An 18246-nucleotide genomic window follows, 5' to 3' on the forward strand; every position below is an offset into this window, starting at 1 on the left:
ATGACCTCCTGTGTGGCCGCCATCCGCCTCGTCGTTGCCTCTAGATTCAACTCACTCAGCAGGGTGCGCCACGGCCGGACGTTCGCGCTTTTTTAGCGGCCGTTCGCGCCAGCCAGTAAAGCGATTGACGAGCCAGAAATACAGAGCGTAGGGCAGAAGATTGATGAGCTTCATCATGTAGCTGAAGCGCTTCGGAAAGGTAACCTCGAAACTCTGAGACTTGAGACCCGCCGAAATCTGCTCGGAGGCTTCATCTACCGAGATTAACGACGGGAGGGGATATTCGCTCCCCTTCGTTGCCGGGGTGTCGACGAAACCCGGATTGATGAGCTGTATGCGGATACCCATCTTGTCGAGATCGAACTTCAGGCTCTCCGCCATATTGATCAAGGCGGCTTTCGTTGCGCCGTAAGCGGCGTTCGTCGGCAGGCCGCCATAGCCCGAAACGGACGAAACGATGGCGATTTGGCCCTGCCCCTTTGCTTTCATGTGTCGTACGGCGGGGATAAGGCAGTTCACAACGCCTTGCAGGTTGACCGCGAAACTCTTCTCGAAATCAACGAGCTTCAACTCCTCCGCATGCACAGGCAGATTGACGCCCGCATTGAAGACGGCCAGCGCCAGCGTGCCATGCTCGTATTCGATTGAAGCAAGGACATGCTCCATGTCTTCGGCGTTAGTAACGTCACCGTCGAGTACAATAATGCTGCCGGAAAGGTCTGACGCCTCGGCCTGCAACTCGGCAAGCTTTTCATGATCGCGAGCCGTCACCGCGACCTTGTACCCATCTCCCGCAAGCTTCAGTGCCAGCGCTCGCCCAATTCCAGAACTCGCGCCTGATATCCAAGCTATTCCATGTTCAGGACGAGCAACGAAAGCTTGCATGACATCTCCTCCGGGCCGTTCTTGTGAACGTCAAAAAGGTCCAGGAGCTCCTCGCCATCTCCCGGTTTCAACCCTTTTATCACCCCATTGTGGCTGCTTTCAGCCGATGAGGTCACCAATGAGCTGCCGGAAAGACCCAGTCAGCTTGACAGGAGCGTCAAGAACGATGAACGCGATACAGGGACGCTCCTTTTCGGCAATCGGCCGATGGTCGACGCTCTCGTCGGCAATTGAGATATCGCCAGGTCCGAAACGTCCGCGTGCATCATTGAACGCGCCGTCCAAGATCAAGGTGAGTTCCGTTCCCTTGTGTGTGTGTGCGGGCAGTGCCCTCCCCGGCCTGATCCACATCAGACTCGCCTCGCAGCCGTCGATATCGATGGAGTATTCCTTGAAGCCCGGCAGCTTCGTCTTCCACGGCACCGTATCGACGTCATAGCCGACCAAATTACGAATCGCTCTCGGGAAGCCCCCACGGAAGGCCGGCAGATCGGTCGGCACATCCTCGGCAGGCGACGCGGAGGCGAAGATAGCGGCGAGCCGTGCGTCGCGCTCGCTGATCGCAGCCTCCGAAATGTCTTCCAGGGCCTCGCCGCTCAGCGATTCAAGATCTCTCACCAGCCAGCGATGATCGGACTTCATTTCGAGATGCGATTCCACCAATACGCGTGCCGGCTCAGGAAGAGATCCGGCGACATAATGCGCCATCAATGCATCGACGGTGTCGATATGCTCGTGAACCATGAAGGCTTCGGTGGTTTCCGTTTTTGGGGATGCTTTGTCGTAATCCCTACGTTGAAAGTCAACCTTCAGATCACAAGGACGCTGGCGACCCGCTGTACCTCGACTTCTCCAGCCCGAAGGAAAGTCTAATTTTGTCACGGCGCTCAAAGGCATGGAATAGCATTTCTTGCCAACCTAGCCTTGTGAAGGGAAAAGACCGTTCCTAAACTAAGCGTTCAAAAGAGGCAGAGTCCATGACCGTTCATCCCTCCGTTTTAGAGGCAATCGGCAACACCCCCTTGATCAAGCTCAAGGGTGCGTCGGAAGCGACCGGCTGCACCATTCTCGGCAAAGCGGAATTTCTCAATCCCGGCCAGTCGGTGAAGGATCGCGCCGCGCTCTACATTATTCGCGACGCCGAGAAGAAGGGTCTGCTGAAGCCGGGCGGCGTTATCGTCGAGGGAACGGCCGGCAACACCGGCATCGGCTTGACGGTGGTGGCAAAGGCGCTCGGTTACCGAACCGTCATCGTTATCCCGGAGACTCAGAGTCAGGAAAAGAAGGAAGCGCTGAAGTTGCTCGGCGCTGAACTCGTCGAGGTCCCGGCGGTTCCCTACAGGAACCCGAACAACTATGTGAAGGTGTCCGGAAGGCTTGCCGAACAACTGGCCAAGACGGACCCGAACGGCGCGATCTGGGCGAACCAGTTTGACAACGTCGCCAATCGGCAGGCCCATATCGAAACGACGGCTCGCGAAATCTGGAACGACACGAACGGCAAGGTCGATGGCTTCATCTGCTCTGTTGGCTCGGGGGGGACGCTTGCGGGTGTCGCGGCCGGCCTCAAGGCATTTAGCAAGGACGTCAAGATCGGCCTTGCCGATCCCGACGGTGCCGCGCTCTATGAATTCTACAAGAACGGCGAACTAAAATCCGCTGGCTCATCGATCACCGAAGGGATCGGTCAGGGCCGGATCACGGCGAATCTGGAAGGCTTTACGCCCGACTTCGCCTACAGCATCTCGGATGCGGAGGCCCTGCCCTACGTCTTCGATCTCGTCGAACACGAGGGACTGTGCCTCGGCGGATCGACGGCGGTCAACATTGCCGGCGCCGTTCGGCTTGCCAGGGAACTCGGTCCTAGCCATACCATCGTGACGATCCTTGCCGACTACGGCAATCGCTATCAGTCGAAGCTCTTCAATCCCGACTTCCTGACGTCTAAGGGGCTTCCGATTCCGGCGTGGCTCACCAAGACGCAAGAGATACAAATCCCATACGAACCAGCAGCGTGAGATCCCATGCCCGTCAATGCCCTCTATCGTGACGATTTCTATCTTTCGACATGCGAGGCGGTAGTGACCGCCGTTCACGAAGACGGGGGCATTGAGCTGGATCAGACCTGCTTCTATGCCACTTCAGGAGGCCAGCCGGGCGACACCGGTTTTCTCGAGCGGGCCGACGGCAGCAAAATCGCCCTAGGACAGACGAGGCACGGGGCCACCAAGGATATCGTCATCCACGTGCCGCTTGCAGGTGAGACGCAGCCGGGTCTCGGCGAGAAGCTGGTCCTGCATGTCGACTGGCCGCGCCGCTACAAGCTGATGCGGATGCACACCGCCTGTCACCTGCTTTCGGTCGTCTGTTCATACCCGATCACAGGCGCGGCTGTTGGCGAAGATGAGAGCCGTGTCGACTTCGACATGACCGAGACGATCGACAAGGACGGCGTAACGGAAAAACTGATGGAACTGGTGCGGCAGAACCATCCGGTTTACCTGCAGTGGATCACCGACGAAGAACTTGTGGCCAATCCCGGCATCGTCAAATCCAAGAATGTTCGCCCGCCGATCGGCCTCGGTCGGGTCAGCCTTGTCTGCATCGGCGAAAACTCTGCGATTGACAGTCAGCCCTGCGGCGGCACACATGTGTCCGAAACGCAGGAAGTCGGCCAGATTCACATTGCCAAGATCGAGAAGAAGGGCAAGGAAAACCGGCGCTTCCGCATTCGCTTCGGCGCTCCCGGCGACGAAGCTTGAGTCACGGAGAGCAGAATGAGCGAAGAAAAGAGCCGTTTCGTCGTTTCGGCCGATTGGCTGCAGGCGGAACTGGGCAAGCCGGACTTGCGAGTTTTGGACGCGTCCTTCTATCTGCCGGCACAGAAGCGTGATGCTGACGCGGAATACGCCGCCGGCCATATACCGGGCGCCGTCCGCTTCGATCAGGACAAGATCGCGGATCACTCCGTGCCACTGCCGCATACCATTCCGTCGCCCGAGCTTTTCGCAGCCGAGGTTGGAAAACTCGGAATCGGCGAAAATGACCGAATCGTCGTCTATGACGGGATTGGGATGTTCGCATCGCCGCGGGTCTGGTGGCTATTTCGTGTCATGGGCGCGAGAAATGTCTACGTACTCGATGGCGGCCTGGATGGATGGAAATCAGAAGGCCGTCCGCTTGAGACAAATGTCCCTCGATACGAGCCCAAAGCTTTCGAGCCAACCTATGACGCCTCAAGGGTCGTTACCCTGGACACAATGCGAGACATCGTTGCCAGCGGTGCCCTGCAGATAGCCGATGCCAGAAGCGCCGGCCGGTTCGCCGCGATCGAGCCCGAGCCGCGTGCTGGCATGCGTTCGGGTCATATGCCCGGCGCACGCAACCTGCCGTCGGGCGTTTTCGCCAGCCAGGGCCGCTTCAAGTCGCTGCCCGAACTCAAGCGGACAATCGAGGACGCGGGCATCGATCTGTCGAAGCCGGTCGTCACCTCCTGCGGCTCCGGCATCACCGCGGCGATTATTACGCTCGCGCTCGAATCGCTCGGCCACAGCGACAATAAACTCTACGACGGCTCATGGAGCGAATGGGGTGGGCGCGACGACACACCTGTCGTCACTGGCCCGCCAGAACCGGTCAAAGCCTGACACGATGGTGAAGGCCCCTTCTTCGCTAAAAACCCACATCACGCGCCTCGAAATGACGGCACCGCCGAAGGCAAGCCTGCCGATGCCGATCAATATTCAGACAGCGATCATGCGGACCCCAGATATTCCGCTGCCCTTCTACCGCTATCTGTATCGCCAGGTCGGCGCCCGATGGCAGTGGGTGGATCGTTTGCGGATGACGGACGAGGATCTGGCCAAGACGCTGCACGACAAGCGCAACAATATCAGCGTGCTCTACGTCAACGGAGCGCCCGCGGGTTTCTATGAATATTTCCTCGAGGACGAGGACACCATCGAGCTCAGCCACTTCGGTCTGATCGAGCACGCCCTCGGCCTCGGAATCGGAAAGTGGTTCTTGCTGCAGGCGCTCTATGCGATCTGGACGGTCAATCCGAAGCGGGTGACAACGACCACCAACAATCTCGATCATCCGCGGGCCCTCCAGCTCTACCAGATGTTCGGTTTTTCTCCGGTCTCGACCGGTTTGGGCATTGTCCGGCCGCTCAGCGACAAGGAATTGCTGGAGCTGGGTAAAAAGGGCTGGTGACCAGGCCGACTGACGGCGTTTCGCAGGAATCGGGTGGCTTGTATGACGGTAAAGGCGCATCTGATGGCGATCAGCAAGGAGATCTGCCATGACCGACATCCACTTTTCCGCCATGCCCACCGCCGACGCGCAAAACCTTTGGAACGGTGGTACCGATGCCTACGGCTTCTTGCCCGAGACGATGGTCTCCGACGGTCCCGGCCACCCCTGCCGTCATTGCCTGAAGAATATAGACGCGGGCGAGGAACTGCTGGTTTTCGCCTACAGGCCGTTTCCCGAGCTTCAACCCTATGCGGAAACCGGCCCTGTTTTTCTCCATAAGGTGCGCTGTGAGCGCTACGCCGCCGAAGAGGTGCTACCGCCGGTGCTTACCAGCCCGGATTTCATTGTGCGCGGCTACAATGCCGAAAATCGCATAGTCTACGGCACCGGGGCAGTGACTCTGACGCCAGATATCCGCTCCTATGCCGCCGAACTTCTCGAGCGGCCGGAAATCGCCTACGTGCATGTGCGCTCGGCTCGCAACAACTGCTATCAGTGCCGCATCGACAGATAACGGAAAAAGGGCTGGTCGCACGAGAATGCGACCAGCCCAAACTCACCTAACGTGATGCAGCTTACGCTACGTTCAATACGCTTTCCGGTGCGTAGGCTTCATAGCCGAGTGCCTCGGCCACCGGCTTGTTTGTGACGCGGCCTCTATGGATGTTGAGGCCATTACGCAGGTGGCGATCTTCCGCAATCGCGCGCAGTCCGCGGTCAGCCAGCGCCAGGCCGTAAACGAGCGTCGCATTGTTCAAGGCGTGCGCCGAGGTGACCGGCACTGCGCCGGGCATATTGGCCACGCAATAATGCACGACATCGTCGACGACATAGGTCGGCTCCGAATGGGTAGTAGCGTGCGACGTCTCGAAGCAGCCGCCCTGATCGATGGCAACGTCGACGATGACAGATCCCTTCTTCATGGCCGATAGCATTTCGCGAGTCACAAGCTTTGGTGCGGCGGCTCCCGGAATGAGCACGGCCCCGATGACCAGGTCGGCCGAGAACACTTCTTCCTCCAAGGCCTGAATGCTGGAATAGCGGGTGTGGACACGACCGCCGAAGATATCGTCAAGCTGGCGCAAGCGCGGCAAAGACTTGTCGAGGATGCTGACATCCGCACCGAGGCCGGCGGCCATTCGTGCAGCGTGCAGACCGACGACGCCGCCGCCGATGACCGTAACCTTGGCCGGCAATACGCCGGGAACGCCGCCAAGGAGAATCCCAAGGCCGCCGTTGGCTTTCTGTAGTGCCGTCGCGCCAGCCTGGATCGACAGACGTCCGGCGACTTCGGACATCGGAGCCAGGAGCGGCAGACCGCCGCGATCGTCCGTTACGGTCTCGTAGGCAACGGCGGTAACGCCCGAGGCAAGGAGGCCCTTGGTTTGTTCCGGATCAGGTGCGAGGTGAAGATAGGTATAGAGAATCTGGCCATCGCGAAGTTGAGCCCACTCGGAGGGCTGCGGCTCCTTGACCTTTACGATCATGTCGCACTTCTCGAAAATGTCCTTGGCGGAGGCGGCAATCTTTGCGCCAGCGGCCATGTAGGCGGCATCGTCGGCCCCAATGCCGGCGCCTGCCTTGGTTTCAACCCAGACCTCGTGGCCGTGGGCGACATATTCACGAACAGATGCAGGTGTCAGGCCGACACGATATTCATGGTTCTTGATTTCCTTCGGGCAACCGACACGCATAAGCGTTCCTCTCACGTTATATCCGCTTGGCGGAGTGTTTTTGACGGGCAAATCCAACCACCGCAGACGTGAAATGTCCTTGCAAAGAAGGTTTGCGCCGATGCTGATTTTCGAAGAATATTGCGAATTCGCGCAAATAATCGAAAGTTCTTCGAATGTCCGAACTCGACGCCATTGATCTTGCGATTCTGAAGGCTCTTCAATCCAATGCCCGCATGACCAATGCCGACCTTGCGGCGAAGGTTGGATTATCGGCATCGGCCTGTTCCCGCCGGCTTGATATCCTGGAGAAGAGCAGCGTCATCAGCGGCTATCACGCTCACGTATCGCCCAAGGCGCTCGACTACAAGATGATAGCGATCGTGCACATCTCGCTATCCGGCCAGTTTGCCAAGACACTCTCCGAATTCGAGGCAGCGGTGAAACGCTGTCCGAACGTCTTGGTCTGTTACCTGATGTCGGGCGAATACGACTACATTCTCCGCGTCGCCGCTCGTGACCTCGAAGACTACGAGCGTATTCATCGCGACTGGCTGTCGGCGCTTCCGCACGTCGTGAAGATCAATTCGAGCTTCGCCCTGCGGGAAGTTATCGATAGGCCAAATGTCGGGCTTTGAGGCTTTGACAGCAAGGCAAAATCGGCAGACAGTCCGCACCGAAGCTACGGCTTCGCTATCTCCCGCTTGATCCCCCGCAGTAAGACGTACGCATGAAATCCAAGACCCAAGGCTATATGTTCGTCCTGCTGGCGATCACCATTTTCTCGTTGCAGGACGGCATCTCGAAGCATCTCGCATCCGCCTACCCGCCTGTGTTCGTCACCATGATCCGCTATTGGGCATTTGCCGCCTTCACCATTGCGCTCGCGGCAAAGATGAGGGGTGGCCTGAAGGAGACGGCCAAGACCAAGAGACCGCTCCTACAGGTGATCAGAGGCATTCTGCTGGCCGCTCAGGTCGTCGTCGTCATCAACTGCTTTGCCTTGATCGGCCTAGCGCATTCGCAGGCGATCTTCTCGGCCACTCCAATTCTGATCGCTCTGCTCTCGATGCCCATTCTTGGCGAGCGCGTGGGTTGGCGCCGCTGGACGGCAATCGCGGCAGGCCTGGTCGGCGTGCTGCTTATCCTGAAGCCGGAAGGCGAATTCTTCGACGTCAAGCTCCTGCTTGCCGTCTTCTCCTGCTTCCTGTTCGCCTTCTATGTCATAGCCACACGCCTCGTCAGTCGGGACGACTCGGCGATGACGAGTTTCTTCTATACGGGCGTCGTCGGCGGTATCGCCATGACGCTCGTCGGCCCTTTCTACTGGACATGGATGTCGGGCTGGGACTGGGGATGGATGGCGCTTGTCTGTATGACGAGCATATCGAGCCACTACTTCCTGATCCGCGCCTATGACATGCTCGATGCTGCCGCGGTGCAACCGCTGACATATTTGCAGCTTGTCTATGCGTCGATCATTGGCGTCGTGATCTACAACGAGAAGCTGAGCCTCACCATGATTATCGGCTCTTTCATTGTCGTTGCAGCAGGCATTTTCACGGTATGGCGGGAACATGTTGTTGCCCGTCGGTCACGTTTGCAACCACCGTCCTCGCAATTTTAGATCGAGCTGTTAAAGTATTCTCAACGGTCGCTCCGTAGAATTCACCTGTATGTTTCTTGTGGAGCGTAGCATGCAGAACAATCTGAATATTATCACTCGCAAGGCCGAGCGGAAGTCTTGCCGCATATTCGGCAAGGTCCGCTATCTTACGAAAGAAGTGGATGCGCGCATCCTGGATATGTCGACGAGCGGTATGGCCGTCGAAATCCGCTCGCCCATTCATGCCTCCTCCGGCAGCCGCATACAGATCCTTGCCGACGATCTCGGAACGCTGCACGGCATCATCCGCTGGAGCCACAACGGCCGCCTCGGAATTCAGTTCGATCCGAACTCGAATGCCCGCGCGCAGGTCGCGTCCTATTTCCGCTTCTTCCACAAGGAAGTGAAACCTGTCCTGAAGCGATAATTGCCCTGTCATTTTCAGGGTTTACTCCTTCGCAAATCATCCTAGTCTCGCCTGCGGGCCGGGCGTCGCGTGATTTTCGAAGGAGTTTTCATGTCATCCATTCTGGATCTGCCGCCAATGACCCGCCGCTCGTTGCTTGGCGGTCTTGCTGCCACGTCAGCACTCATATTGCTTCACCCCTTCAGCGCCCGTGCGGCCGCCAATCAGGCGCATCTTCGCCTGATGGAAACAACCGACATTCACGTCAATGTCTTTCCCTACGACTACTATGCTGACAAGCCGAACGACACGATGGGCTTGGCGCGCACTGCGACGATCATCGACACCATCCGGGCGGAAGCTGCCAACTCACTGCTGATCGACAATGGTGACGTCCTGCAGGGCAACCCGATGGGCGACTACATGGCCTATCAAAGAGGGATGAAAGATGGCGACGTGCATCCCGTCATCAAGGCGATGAACACGCTCGGCTACACCGTAGGCACGCTCGGTAACCACGAGTTCAACTACGGCCTCGATTTCATGTTCAAGGTCCTGAACGGGGCAAATTTTCCGTTCGTTTGCGCAAACCTGACCAAAGGCAAGCTTGCCTCCGATCCGACGAAGGACGAGCTGTTTTTCAAGCCCTATCTCATCGTCGAGAAGGCGATCAAGGACGGGGCGGGCAACGAGAGCCCGGTCAAGATCGGCTTCATCGGCTTCGTGCCGCCGCAGATCATGCTGTGGGATATCAAGAACCTCGAAGGCAGAGCGCAGACGCGCGACATCATCGAGGCAGCCAAAGCCTGGGTACCGGTCATGAAACAGGAAGGTGCCGACATCGTGATCGCGCTTTCGCATTCCGGGATCGACGGTGCAGCCCCGTCGGAGAAGATGGAAAATGCATCGCTGCACCTTGCCGCGGTCGATGGGATCGATGCGATCTTCACAGGGCATCAGCACTTGGTTTTCCCCGGCCCGAAAACCTGGGACGGCATTCAGAACGCGGATCCCGTGAAGGGCACGTTGCACGGTAAACCCGCTGTCATGGCCGGTTTCTGGGGATCGCATCTCGGCCTCATCGATCTCTTGCTGGAGAAGGACGGCAAGGGCTGGCGGATCGTCGACTTCACCTCGGAGGCACGGCCGATCTACCATCGCGACGACAAAAAGAAAGTCGTCGCTGACGTGGCCGACAAGACCGACGTGATCGAGGCCGCGAAGGCTGAGCACGAAGCCACCCTCGCCTATGTGCGCACCCCGGTCGGCAAGACGTCGGCGCCGCTCTATTCCTATTTCGCCCTCGTCGCCGACGACCCGTCTGTCCAGATCGTTAGCCAGGCCCAGACCTGGTACATCAAGCAGATGCTAGATGACACGGAATACAAGGATCTGCCGGTGCTCTCGGCTGCAGCGCCGTTCAAGGCCGGCGGTCGAGGGGGCGCGGACTACTATACCGACGTACCCGCCGGCGATATCGCGATCAAGAACGTCGCCGACCTCTACCTTTACCCCAACACGGTTCAGGCGGTCGTCATTACCGGCGAGCAGGTGAAGAACTGGCTGGAAATGTCAGCCGCCATGTTCAACGAGGTAAAGCCGGGATCGCAGGACGCCGAGCTGCTGAACAACGCCTTCCCGTCCTATAACTTCGATGTGATCGACGGCGTCGTCTACCAGATCGACCTGTCGCAGCCGCGCAGGTTCGATGATGACGGCAAGCTGATCAATGCCGATGCGAACCGTATCCAGAACCTCCAATTCGGCGGCAAGCCTATTGATCTCACCCAAAAATTCGTCGTCGTCACCAACAACTACCGCGCCGGCGGTGGCGGCAAGTTTCCGGAAATCGCCGCCGACAAGGTCGTATTCCAGGCACCGGACACAAACCGTGACGTCATCGTCCGCTTCGTCCACGAAGAGGGTACGATCAATCCGTCCGCCGACGGCAACTGGACCTTCAAACCGCTGCCTGGGACGACGGCGGTCTTCCAGAGCGGTCCAAAGGCCAAGCAATACCTCGCGGACGTGAAGAGTGTGAAGATCGAAGATGCCGGCGAAGGCACCGACGGCTTCGCCAAATTCCGGCTGATCCTCTAGAGATTGTGATCGGTGGCGAGGCGCTGATGCCTCGCCTACTCCGCCGCGACAGAGAGGTCGCGCGCGGCATATTCCGCCATCTGAGCGGTGAAGTCGGCTTGACTGGGGCATTGCGAAAGCCTGGACCGAAACGCGTCGATCATCCAGGTCGCCGCCGGCCCGGGTGGCGTCGAGATTCGCCGCATCGCGTAGATCGGGTACTCGCCCTGCTCATAAGCCTGCAGATCAAGGTGAACCAGCGCTCCGCTTATCAGTTCATCGCGAATGAGCGACGCCGGCAAACCACCCCAGCCGAGACCACCCCGGATGAGCGAGTGCTTGGTCGCGATATCGCTGACGCGCCACGTCTTGTACGAGAGCACATTGAAATCGCGTCCCTTCGTCAATCCCGACGCGTCTGTCACGACAAGCTGAGTCTCTTCGCGTACGTCGGCGAGCGTCAGCGGCCGGCGGATCCGCGCCAGTGGATGAGTGCTCGATACTACAGGCATCATGAAGGAATGGCCAATACGCTCGGTCGCAAGCAAGTCATGCTGCTGGAGGATCGCCCCGCCGATCCCGACGGTCGCCTTGCCGCTCGAGACCAGATCCATCACGACGCCCAGTTCACCGACTGCCAGATTGAGGGCCACGGATGGAAACTCGTCACCGAACTCGCGCAGGACTTCGACCACCGCCTGCGACGGCACCATGACGCTGATGGCGACCGAAACCTCGGCCTCCAGCCCTTCCTTCAGCCCCTTCACCCGGGCGCGCATCACCTCCAGGTTCGCAACGAGGCGCCGCGCATCTTCGAGAAGCGCCTTGCCCGCCTCCGTCAGTTTCGGTTGCCGCGCGCCCGAACGCTCGAAAAGCGGCACCTCAAGTTGCGCCTCAAGGTTGGCAATGGTGTAGCTGATGACCGATTGTGCGCGATTGAGCGTGCGTGAAGCGGCCGAAAAGCTGCCCGTTTCCGCAACGGTTAGGAACACTTGCAACTGGTCCAGTGTGGGGTTTGGAAGCATCTTCCATCCAATCTATCGATGATTTCGATCGACATTATCACAGTTTTTTCGATAATCGGCCACCCCTATTTTCTGTCTCGAACCAGCGGCTCGACGCTCCCTAGACGAGCTGCAGACCCCAATTCGAGAGGAAATTCAATCATGTCGTCCATTCTGCTCCTGACTTCCAGCCCGCGCGTTGACTCGCTTTCCACCACCATCGCAGCTGACCTTGTCGAAAAGATCAAGGCTCAGCAGCCGGGCAGTGTCGTCGTCCGTCGCGACCTCGCCTCCAACCCGCTGCCGCACATCGACGATCTCTTCACCGCAGCCATCCGCAAGCCGGCCGATGACCGCACGGCCGCCGAAGCGGCAGCTGTGAAGACGTCGGACGAACTCGTCGCCGAACTGCTTGCAGCTGATACGATCGTCATCGGCACCGGCCTCATCAACTTCAACATCTATTCGTCGCTGAAGACCTGGATCGACAACGTCGCCCGCGCTGGCCTGACCTTCAAGTACACCGAAAGCGGCCCGGTTGGCCTTGCCACCGGCAAGAAGGTCTACGTCGTCCTTGCCTCCGGCGGTGTCTACTCGCAGGGTCCGGCGGCCGGCATGAACCATGCTGTTCCGTACCTGAAGTCGGTCCTCGGCTTCCTCGGCATCGCCGACATCGAGACGATCTATGTCGAAGGCCTCGCCTTTGGTCCGGAAGCTGCCGAGAAGGCAATTGGCGCCGCCAAGGCCCGCGCCGATGAAATAGCCCTCGCCGCCTAATCGGGGTCGAGACTGCCATCGAAACGGCCGGTTCTAGCCGGCCGTTTTCATTTGGCGCCGAGCTCGTTCACAAAAGCCCTGGCGGTATCGAGTATCTCACCGGCCAGGGTTTCGTCGTTCGCTATCCGTGCAAGCCCGAGTGCGCCGGTCATGAGGCAGGACAGGATGATCGCCTTGCGGCGCCCCTCCGCTTCGTCCGCCGCCTTTATGCGTGCCTGCATATTGCGCAAGTTCGTCTGCATCTGATCGGTCGCCAGTGACCGACACCTCTCGCCGCCGCGCGCTATGTCAGCGGTGAGAGCGGCGAACGGGCATCCTCCAGCCGTATCGTCCCGATGCTCGCGGCTCAGATAGCTCGCCGCATATTCCTTGAGGGTAATATCGGTCGGAGCCCGGCCCTCCGACCGCATCTTTTCGGTCCAGGAGCCAAAGGCAGATTGCATAGCCTCCGCGACTAGTTCGTCACGCGAGGCAAAATGCTTGTAGAAGCCGCCGACTGTCAGCCCCGCCTCCCTCATCAGGTCCGCGACCCCGACGCCTTCCAAACCCTTCTCGCGCAACCGCTTCGAGGCGATCTCGACGATCCTCTCATGCGTCTTGCGCTTGTCCTGCTGTGAGTGCCCCATGAAAATTCTCTTCCGACAGCTGTTGACTAACGTAGATTACGGTCATAATCCTCATGGATATTGATCGTAATCCAGATCGCAGATTTTTCCAAGAGGAGTCACGCAATGCGTCTGCAGAATAAGGTCGCCCTCATCACGGGCGGAAACAGTGGCATCGGTCTTGCGACCGCCAAGGTCTTCCTCGAAGAAGGGGCCAAGGTGGTGATTACGGGCCGGAATGCCGAGACTCTTGCCGCTGCCGGAAAAGCACTCGGCGGCAACGTGCTCACGCTAAAAGTCGACGTTACGGACGTCGCGGTAACGGAACGCGCATTCGCTGAAGCCGCTGAAAAGGCCGGCAAGTTCGATGTGCTGTTTGCAAATGCCGGTGTTGCCGGCACGACACCGCTTGGAGCCACGTCGCTCGAACAATTCAATGCCATCATCAACACGAACCTGACCGCCGTGTTCTTTACGGTCCAGTCGGCGCTGCCACATCTCAACGACGGCGGTTCTGTCATTCTCAATGGATCGGTGCACGCCGTATTGGGTGCACCCGGCTGGTCGGCCTATGCCGCCACCAAGGGTGCGGTGCGCGCCTTGACCCGCAATATGGCGTCAGAACTCGCGCCGCGCGGCATCCGCGTCAATCAGGTGACGCCAGGCGGCACAAAGACGCCGATTTGGCAACCGCTCGCATCCACGGCCGACGCGATGTCCGGGCTCGAAGCCCGGCTGGGCGGCATGAGCCTTCTCGGGCGGATGAGCGAAGCGGAAGAAATCGCCAAGGCCGCGCTCTATTTCGCTTCAAGCGACTCGTCCAACGTCACGGGAATCGAGATCGTCGTTGACGGCGGTGCCACGAGTGCACCTTCGGGCGCCAAGATGTTTCGTGCAGGGTGATCGCCAGTATCCCACGTCGTTGGTATCAGCCTTTCTCGCGCCGATACCGACGGCAAACACCGCGGATACTGGGACTATTGAGTTAGGCGGAATCCAATTCGCCAGGTACCGAAACCCTGCGCAGACGTGGATCGGACCCGAATGAGTGGATCAGACCTGCCGAACTTTTGCACCATCGCTGAATAGCGACGGGCCATTCTGATCGATGATCTGCTGCGCCTTGCGCACCGTGCACTCGATCGCGTCATCCGACGAGCCGAACATGTCGGCACGGATGAAGTTGCGAACGAGAACTTCTCCACCGACGGTCTTCTCAATGCGCCCCGCAAGGCGATACTGGCCGCCCTCTTTCTGGGGTTCCGCGTAGATCGTGCAGTCCCCATAGAGCTGAGGCTCGGACGAGGCGCCTGCCGGGGCGTCAGCCGATTTACCGCCGCCTGAAAACATTGAGAAAATGCTGGAAAAGATCGAAGCCATGTTTCGCCTTACCATGCCGGCCCGTGCCGGAAAAGCTAAATGATGAGGTTTGCGAGGATCTCGTTTTCGGTGATGTCCTCAAAGCCGATGGCAGCCTTTTCGAAGTTTGCGATCAGCTGCGCGAAATTCTCCGGCGCCTTGGTTTCGATGCCGATCAGCACCGAGCCGAAATTGCGAGCCGTCTTCTTCAGATATTCGAACCTGGCGATATCGTCGTCCGGGCCAAGCAGGTTCAGGAAGTCACGCAATGCACCCGGACGCTGCGGCATCCGCAAGATGAAATACTTCTTCAAACCAGCATAGCGCATGGCGCGCTCCTTCACATCCGGAAGGCGTTCGAAATCGAAGTTGCCGCCGGATACGACGGCGATGACCGTCTTGCCTCTCAAGGCATCCGGGTCCATCGCCGCAATCGCGGTCAGCGACAACGCGCCTGCCGGCTCGAGCACGACGCCTTCCACATTAAGCATCTCGCCAATGGTCACGCAGATGGCGTTTTCCGGCATCAGCATGACCTGCTCGGTCGGGAAAGCCTCCAAGGCTGCGAAGTTCAGGTCGCCGATCCGCGCCACGGCAGCGCCATCGACGAAATTGTCAACCTTGCTCAGCGTCACCAAGTGCCCAGCCTCGATGCTTCGCTTCAGGCTCGGTGCCCCTGCCGGCTCCGTGAAGATGAAGCCGGACTTAGGCATGACGCCATCGAGATAGCCGGTGATACCTGCAGCGAGACCACCGCCGCCGACCGGCATTACGATGATGTCAGGGACCGTCCCGTCAGGGAGCTGCTGGAGGATTTCCGCGGCAACCGTTGCCTGGCCCTCGATGATGTCTGGGTGATCGAAAGGCGGCACCATGACGCCGTCGATGGCGTCGACGTGGTCGCGAGCGGCTTGGTAGCATTGATCGAAGAAATCGCCCGTCAGCTTGATGGTGATGAACTCCGCCCCGAATATGCGGGTCTTGTCGATCTTCTGCTGCGGCGTCGTCACCGGCATGAAAACAACGCCGGACACGCCAAAATGCCGGCAGACGAAGGCAAAGCCCTGAGCATGATTGCCGGCCGAGGCGCATACGAAGGTCCTGTTGCCGGCACCCTCGGCGATCGCCTTGCGGAAGAAATTGAACGCCCCGCGAATCTTGTAGGAGCGTACCGGCGACAGATCTTCGCGCTTAAGCCAGATGTCGGCGCCATAACGCGCCGACAGATGTTCGTTCAGCTGCAGCGGCGTTGCTGGAAAGAGGCTACGCATTGCCGTCTCGGCGCTCTCGACATCCTGTCTGGTCACGGTCATTCATCTATTCCTGTTGCCGTTGCCGCTATCACATAAGCGGGCTGCGGGAAAAAGCCCATATCGGCCAATATTGTTTACTCAGATCGTCATCCTTTCGAGCGGTACTGCGGCCGATACAATAACGCAATTGTGCGCTACCAATTCATCCGCGATGAGGCTACATCGCAGCAATGATCTCAAGTAAATTTGCACGACCGATCGCTTGGCTGCTTCTCGCGGCGATTATTTTCGTCACGCTGTCGCCGATCGGGCTGCGGCCACATACGGTAACCTCGGTCAATCTCGACCGCGCGTTAGCCTACTTGGTCGTCGGCTTCATGTTCGCGATTGCCTATCCGCGGCACTGGATAGTGGTTGCCTTTCTCCTGGTTGCCGGCGCCTTGGCGATTGAATACCTGCAATATTTGTCTCCGACGCGCCACGCGCGCCTGCATGATGCCGCCGTGAAGATTCTCGGCGCATCCCTGGGCGTGTCGATCGGTTGCCTATTGAACAAGATCCGCATCGCCAAGTCGGCAGCAAACCTTTCGCGACCGTGACAGGCCTTGGCGCTCTTGACTGAATCGCATCAGTCGTTGAAGGAGGAGCCTGCGCGAGCGTGGCGAAACTGGTAGACGCAAGGGACTTAAAATCCCTCGACTTCGGTCATACGGGTTCGATCCCCGTCGCTCGCACCATATCGAAATCATTTGATCGACTTTGTTGTCCTTCGCAGCGCCCTTTTTGCTTAGGGGCGCTCAGGGATACCAAATGCGTAGAAGCGTCATCGATCCGTTCGGCTTGGGGCGCTTTCCACGATCCGACCGCCATGATGGCATCTGCCTGCCGCTGCGTCTCCCTTCTTGCCCCTTATTCCTCTCTGAATGCCTTCATCATTTGGTCGGTGAATGGCTTGAGGAGGTATGAGAGGGCGGTTCGCTCGGCGGTTTGGACGAAGACCTCGACGGGCATTCCGGGGATGAGCTTGTTGTCCTTGAGGAGGTTCTGGTCGTTAAGCGACAGGGAGGCGAGGTAGTAGGGCTGGCCGGTGGCGCGATCAAGCGTGGTTGCGGCGGCGACGACGTCGACCTTGCCGTGCAGTTCCGGGGTGGTGCGCTGGTTGAAGGCGGTGAAGCGCATGCGGGCCGGCTGGCCGGGTGAGACGCGGTCGATGTCGACGGGGGGAATGCGGACCTCGATGCTGAGGTGCTCGCTTTTCGGGACGACCGACATGACGGTGGCGCCCGGCGCGATGATGCCGCCGATGGTGTGGACCTGCAGGTCATAGACGAAGCCGTCGACGGGGGCGCGCACCTCCATGCGGGTGAGGCGGTCGCGGGCGGCGATCTCGCGCTCGTTGAGCTCGGCGATCTTGGCGAGCAGGTTGACGATCTCGGTCTGCGCCTCCTTGCGGGTGGTCTGGTCGATGGAGATGAGCTTCATGTTGAGCTCGCTGATCTCACCCTCGGCCTCGGCGACCTTGGCAATCAACTCGCCGCGGCTGCCCTCGATGCGGGCGCGCTGGCGCAACAGGTCGCGCTTCTGCGAGATCGGCACCAGCTGGCTTTGAAGCAGCTTCTCGGTCTTGGCGAGCTCCTGCTCGACGATCTCGGCCTCGCTGTCGTTGGAGCGGCTCTGCGCCTTGAAGCCGCGCACCTGTTCGTCGAGCTGGACGATCTGCAGGCGCAGCTGTTCCTTCTGGTTGGCGACCATGCGGCGGTTGGCCTCAAACAGCCTGGTCTCGCCTGATATCACCGCGGCGGACAGGTCGAGCGCCGCGAAGTCGACGGTGTCTGCCTCGTCGCGCTCGGCCACCAGCCTGGCATGGGCGGCGGTCAGCTGCTGCAGCTGCGCCTTGACGATCGACAGCTCGACGCGGGTCTGGGTGTCGTCGAGGACGAGCAGGACGTCGCCCTTTTTGACGACGGTGCCGTTGTCGACGCGGATGGCGGCGATGATGCCGCCGTCGCGGTGCTGGATGGTCTTGACCTGCTCGGAGACGACCACCTGGCCATGGGTGATGACGGCGCCCGACAGCTTCGCCTGGGCGGCCCAGCCGCCGATGCCGAAGACCAGCACGCCGGCCAGTGCCGAGGAGGCGACGATGCGCGAGGTGATGCCGAACTGCCGGGCGTTCTGCCTGGCCTTGTCGGCGGCCTTGGCCTTGTCGCTGCCGGCCTTGTCGGTGCCGGTCTTGTCGGTGCCGGTCTTGTCGGTGCCGGTCTTGTCGCTGGTGGTGGTGATCATCGCGGTGTTCCCCTGGAGCCTTGCTGGCCTTGTTGTCCTGTCGTCGTGGTCTGCTG

At 59.5% G+C, this 18246-nt stretch carries 20 protein-coding genes and 1 tRNA gene; 13 read left to right on the top strand and 8 right to left on the bottom strand.

The genetic code is table 11. The features are described 5' to 3' along the window. Positions 1-51: 51 nt before the first annotated feature. Positions 52-885, bottom strand: a complete 834-nt coding sequence (locus FHT77_RS22225) for an SDR family NAD(P)-dependent oxidoreductase (RefSeq protein WP_183757009.1) — start codon at positions 883-885, stop codon at positions 52-54. A gap of 99 nt (positions 886-984) precedes the next feature. Continuing rightward, complete coding sequence (locus tag FHT77_RS22230) at positions 985-1629, bottom strand: ChrR family anti-sigma-E factor (protein ID WP_183757010.1); 645 nt, start codon at positions 1627-1629, stop codon at positions 985-987. Between the two features lie 233 nt (positions 1630-1862). On the opposite strand from FHT77_RS22230, the gene FHT77_RS22235 reads away from it, so the two are divergent. From FHT77_RS22235 to FHT77_RS22255, 5 genes are all read left to right on the top strand, one after another. Continuing rightward, positions 1863-2903: a cysteine synthase A gene (locus tag FHT77_RS22235; RefSeq protein WP_183757011.1), complete on the top strand. Its 1041-nt coding sequence runs from the start codon at positions 1863-1865 to the stop codon at positions 2901-2903. 6 nt (positions 2904-2909) lie between these two features. Continuing rightward, entirely contained in the window at positions 2910-3647 is a 738-nt protein-coding gene (locus tag FHT77_RS22240) for an alanyl-tRNA editing protein (RefSeq protein ID WP_183757012.1), read from the top strand. Between the two features lie 15 nt (positions 3648-3662). After that, a complete protein-coding gene (sseA, locus tag FHT77_RS22245) occupies positions 3663-4532 on the top strand; it encodes a 3-mercaptopyruvate sulfurtransferase (RefSeq protein WP_183757013.1) in 870 nt (289 codons plus the stop codon). 4 nt (positions 4533-4536) lie between these two features. Further along, positions 4537-5100: a GNAT family N-acetyltransferase gene (locus tag FHT77_RS22250; RefSeq protein WP_183757032.1), complete on the top strand. Its 564-nt coding sequence runs from the start codon at positions 4537-4539 to the stop codon at positions 5098-5100. An 88-nt stretch (positions 5101-5188) separates the two neighbouring features. Beyond that, entirely contained in the window at positions 5189-5656 is a 468-nt protein-coding gene (locus FHT77_RS22255; protein ID WP_183757014.1) for a DUF1203 domain-containing protein, read from the top strand. Positions 5657-5717: 61 nt separating this feature from the next. Here FHT77_RS22255 and ald read toward each other — a convergent pair whose 3' ends face one another. Next, on the bottom strand, positions 5718-6836 hold the full coding sequence (gene ald, locus FHT77_RS22260) for an alanine dehydrogenase (protein WP_183757033.1): 1119 nt from the start codon (positions 6834-6836) through the stop codon (positions 5718-5720). A 155-nt stretch (positions 6837-6991) separates the two neighbouring features. Between ald and FHT77_RS22265 the strand changes: the two genes are divergently transcribed. From FHT77_RS22265 to FHT77_RS22280, 4 genes are all read left to right on the top strand, one after another. Further along, positions 6992-7453: an Lrp/AsnC family transcriptional regulator gene (locus tag FHT77_RS22265; protein ID WP_016553703.1), complete on the top strand. Its 462-nt coding sequence runs from the start codon at positions 6992-6994 to the stop codon at positions 7451-7453. A gap of 92 nt (positions 7454-7545) precedes the next feature. Continuing rightward, complete coding sequence (locus FHT77_RS22270) at positions 7546-8442, top strand: DMT family transporter (RefSeq protein ID WP_183757015.1); 897 nt, start codon at positions 7546-7548, stop codon at positions 8440-8442. Between the two features lie 70 nt (positions 8443-8512). Beyond that, the gene (locus tag FHT77_RS22275; protein WP_183757016.1) at positions 8513-8848 is read left to right on the top strand and encodes a PilZ domain-containing protein; all 336 of its coding nucleotides are present in this window, start codon (positions 8513-8515) and stop codon (positions 8846-8848) included. A 90-nt stretch (positions 8849-8938) separates the two neighbouring features. Further along, positions 8939-10927, top strand: coding sequence for a bifunctional 2',3'-cyclic-nucleotide 2'-phosphodiesterase/3'-nucleotidase (locus tag FHT77_RS22280; protein ID WP_183757017.1), 1989 nt, complete (start codon positions 8939-8941; stop codon positions 10925-10927). A gap of 35 nt (positions 10928-10962) precedes the next feature. Here FHT77_RS22280 and FHT77_RS22285 read toward each other — a convergent pair whose 3' ends face one another. Continuing rightward, complete coding sequence (locus FHT77_RS22285; protein WP_183757018.1) at positions 10963-11931, bottom strand: LysR family transcriptional regulator; 969 nt, start codon at positions 11929-11931, stop codon at positions 10963-10965. A 141-nt stretch (positions 11932-12072) separates the two neighbouring features. Between FHT77_RS22285 and FHT77_RS22290 the strand changes: the two genes are divergently transcribed. Further along, positions 12073-12687: an FMN-dependent NADH-azoreductase gene (locus FHT77_RS22290; RefSeq protein ID WP_183757019.1), complete on the top strand. Its 615-nt coding sequence runs from the start codon at positions 12073-12075 to the stop codon at positions 12685-12687. Between the two features lie 47 nt (positions 12688-12734). Here the strand turns inward: FHT77_RS22290 and FHT77_RS22295 are convergent, their stop codons facing one another. Continuing rightward, on the bottom strand, positions 12735-13313 hold the full coding sequence (locus FHT77_RS22295) for a TetR/AcrR family transcriptional regulator (protein ID WP_183757020.1): 579 nt from the start codon (positions 13311-13313) through the stop codon (positions 12735-12737). Between the two features lie 105 nt (positions 13314-13418). Between FHT77_RS22295 and FHT77_RS22300 the strand changes: the two genes are divergently transcribed. Further along, positions 13419-14195 carry an SDR family NAD(P)-dependent oxidoreductase gene (locus tag FHT77_RS22300; RefSeq protein WP_183757021.1) on the top strand — a complete coding sequence of 259 codons (777 nt, stop codon included), beginning with the start codon at positions 13419-13421 and terminating at the stop codon, positions 14193-14195. A 150-nt stretch (positions 14196-14345) separates the two neighbouring features. Here FHT77_RS22300 and FHT77_RS22305 read toward each other — a convergent pair whose 3' ends face one another. Further along, entirely contained in the window at positions 14346-14672 is a 327-nt protein-coding gene (locus tag FHT77_RS22305) for an HlyU family transcriptional regulator (protein ID WP_183757022.1), read from the bottom strand. Between the two features lie 35 nt (positions 14673-14707). Continuing rightward, entirely contained in the window at positions 14708-15958 is a 1251-nt protein-coding gene (gene ilvA / locus FHT77_RS22310; RefSeq protein WP_183757034.1) for a threonine ammonia-lyase, read from the bottom strand. Between the two features lie 176 nt (positions 15959-16134). Here ilvA and FHT77_RS22315 point away from each other — a divergent pair, with 176 nt between their 5' ends. After that, positions 16135-16503, top strand: coding sequence for a VanZ family protein (locus tag FHT77_RS22315; RefSeq protein WP_183757023.1), 369 nt, complete (start codon positions 16135-16137; stop codon positions 16501-16503). A gap of 53 nt (positions 16504-16556) precedes the next feature. Further along, a tRNA-Leu gene (locus tag FHT77_RS22320) sits at positions 16557-16641 on the top strand. A gap of 172 nt (positions 16642-16813) precedes the next feature. Here the strand turns inward: FHT77_RS22320 and FHT77_RS22325 are convergent. After that, the gene (locus FHT77_RS22325; RefSeq protein WP_183757024.1) at positions 16814-18190 is read right to left on the bottom strand and encodes an HlyD family type I secretion periplasmic adaptor subunit; all 1377 of its coding nucleotides are present in this window, start codon (positions 18188-18190) and stop codon (positions 16814-16816) included. Between the last annotated feature and the right edge of the window lie 56 nt (positions 18191-18246).

The sequence above is a fragment of the Rhizobium sp. BK181 genome, assembly GCF_014193305.1.
Taxonomy (GTDB): Bacteria; Pseudomonadota; Alphaproteobacteria; order Rhizobiales; family Rhizobiaceae; genus Rhizobium.

Coding starts and splice junctions, on each gene's coding strand:
- FHT77_RS22225 (WP_183757009.1), bottom strand. CDS start 885: ATGCAAGCTTTCGTTGCTCGTCCTGAACATGGAATAGCTTGGATATCA.
- FHT77_RS22230 (WP_183757010.1), bottom strand. CDS start 1,629: ATGGTTCACGAGCATATCGACACCGTCGATGCATTGATGGCGCATTAT.
- FHT77_RS22235 (WP_183757011.1), top strand. CDS start 1,863: ATGACCGTTCATCCCTCCGTTTTAGAGGCAATCGGCAACACCCCCTTG.
- FHT77_RS22240 (WP_183757012.1), top strand. CDS start 2,910: ATGCCCGTCAATGCCCTCTATCGTGACGATTTCTATCTTTCGACATGC.
- sseA (WP_183757013.1), top strand. CDS start 3,663: ATGAGCGAAGAAAAGAGCCGTTTCGTCGTTTCGGCCGATTGGCTGCAG.
- FHT77_RS22250 (WP_183757032.1), top strand. CDS start 4,537: ATGGTGAAGGCCCCTTCTTCGCTAAAAACCCACATCACGCGCCTCGAA.
- FHT77_RS22255 (WP_183757014.1), top strand. CDS start 5,189: ATGACCGACATCCACTTTTCCGCCATGCCCACCGCCGACGCGCAAAAC.
- ald (WP_183757033.1), bottom strand. CDS start 6,836: ATGCGTGTCGGTTGCCCGAAGGAAATCAAGAACCATGAATATCGTGTC.
- FHT77_RS22265 (WP_016553703.1), top strand. CDS start 6,992: ATGTCCGAACTCGACGCCATTGATCTTGCGATTCTGAAGGCTCTTCAA.
- FHT77_RS22270 (WP_183757015.1), top strand. CDS start 7,546: ATGAAATCCAAGACCCAAGGCTATATGTTCGTCCTGCTGGCGATCACC.
- FHT77_RS22275 (WP_183757016.1), top strand. CDS start 8,513: ATGCAGAACAATCTGAATATTATCACTCGCAAGGCCGAGCGGAAGTCT.
- FHT77_RS22280 (WP_183757017.1), top strand. CDS start 8,939: ATGTCATCCATTCTGGATCTGCCGCCAATGACCCGCCGCTCGTTGCTT.
- FHT77_RS22285 (WP_183757018.1), bottom strand. CDS start 11,931: ATGCTTCCAAACCCCACACTGGACCAGTTGCAAGTGTTCCTAACCGTT.
- FHT77_RS22290 (WP_183757019.1), top strand. CDS start 12,073: ATGTCGTCCATTCTGCTCCTGACTTCCAGCCCGCGCGTTGACTCGCTT.
- FHT77_RS22295 (WP_183757020.1), bottom strand. CDS start 13,313: ATGGGGCACTCACAGCAGGACAAGCGCAAGACGCATGAGAGGATCGTC.
- FHT77_RS22300 (WP_183757021.1), top strand. CDS start 13,419: ATGCGTCTGCAGAATAAGGTCGCCCTCATCACGGGCGGAAACAGTGGC.
- FHT77_RS22305 (WP_183757022.1), bottom strand. CDS start 14,672: ATGGCTTCGATCTTTTCCAGCATTTTCTCAATGTTTTCAGGCGGCGGT.
- FHT77_RS22315 (WP_183757023.1), top strand. CDS start 16,135: ATGATCTCAAGTAAATTTGCACGACCGATCGCTTGGCTGCTTCTCGCG.
- FHT77_RS22325 (WP_183757024.1), bottom strand. CDS start 18,190: ATGATCACCACCACCAGCGACAAGACCGGCACCGACAAGACCGGCACC.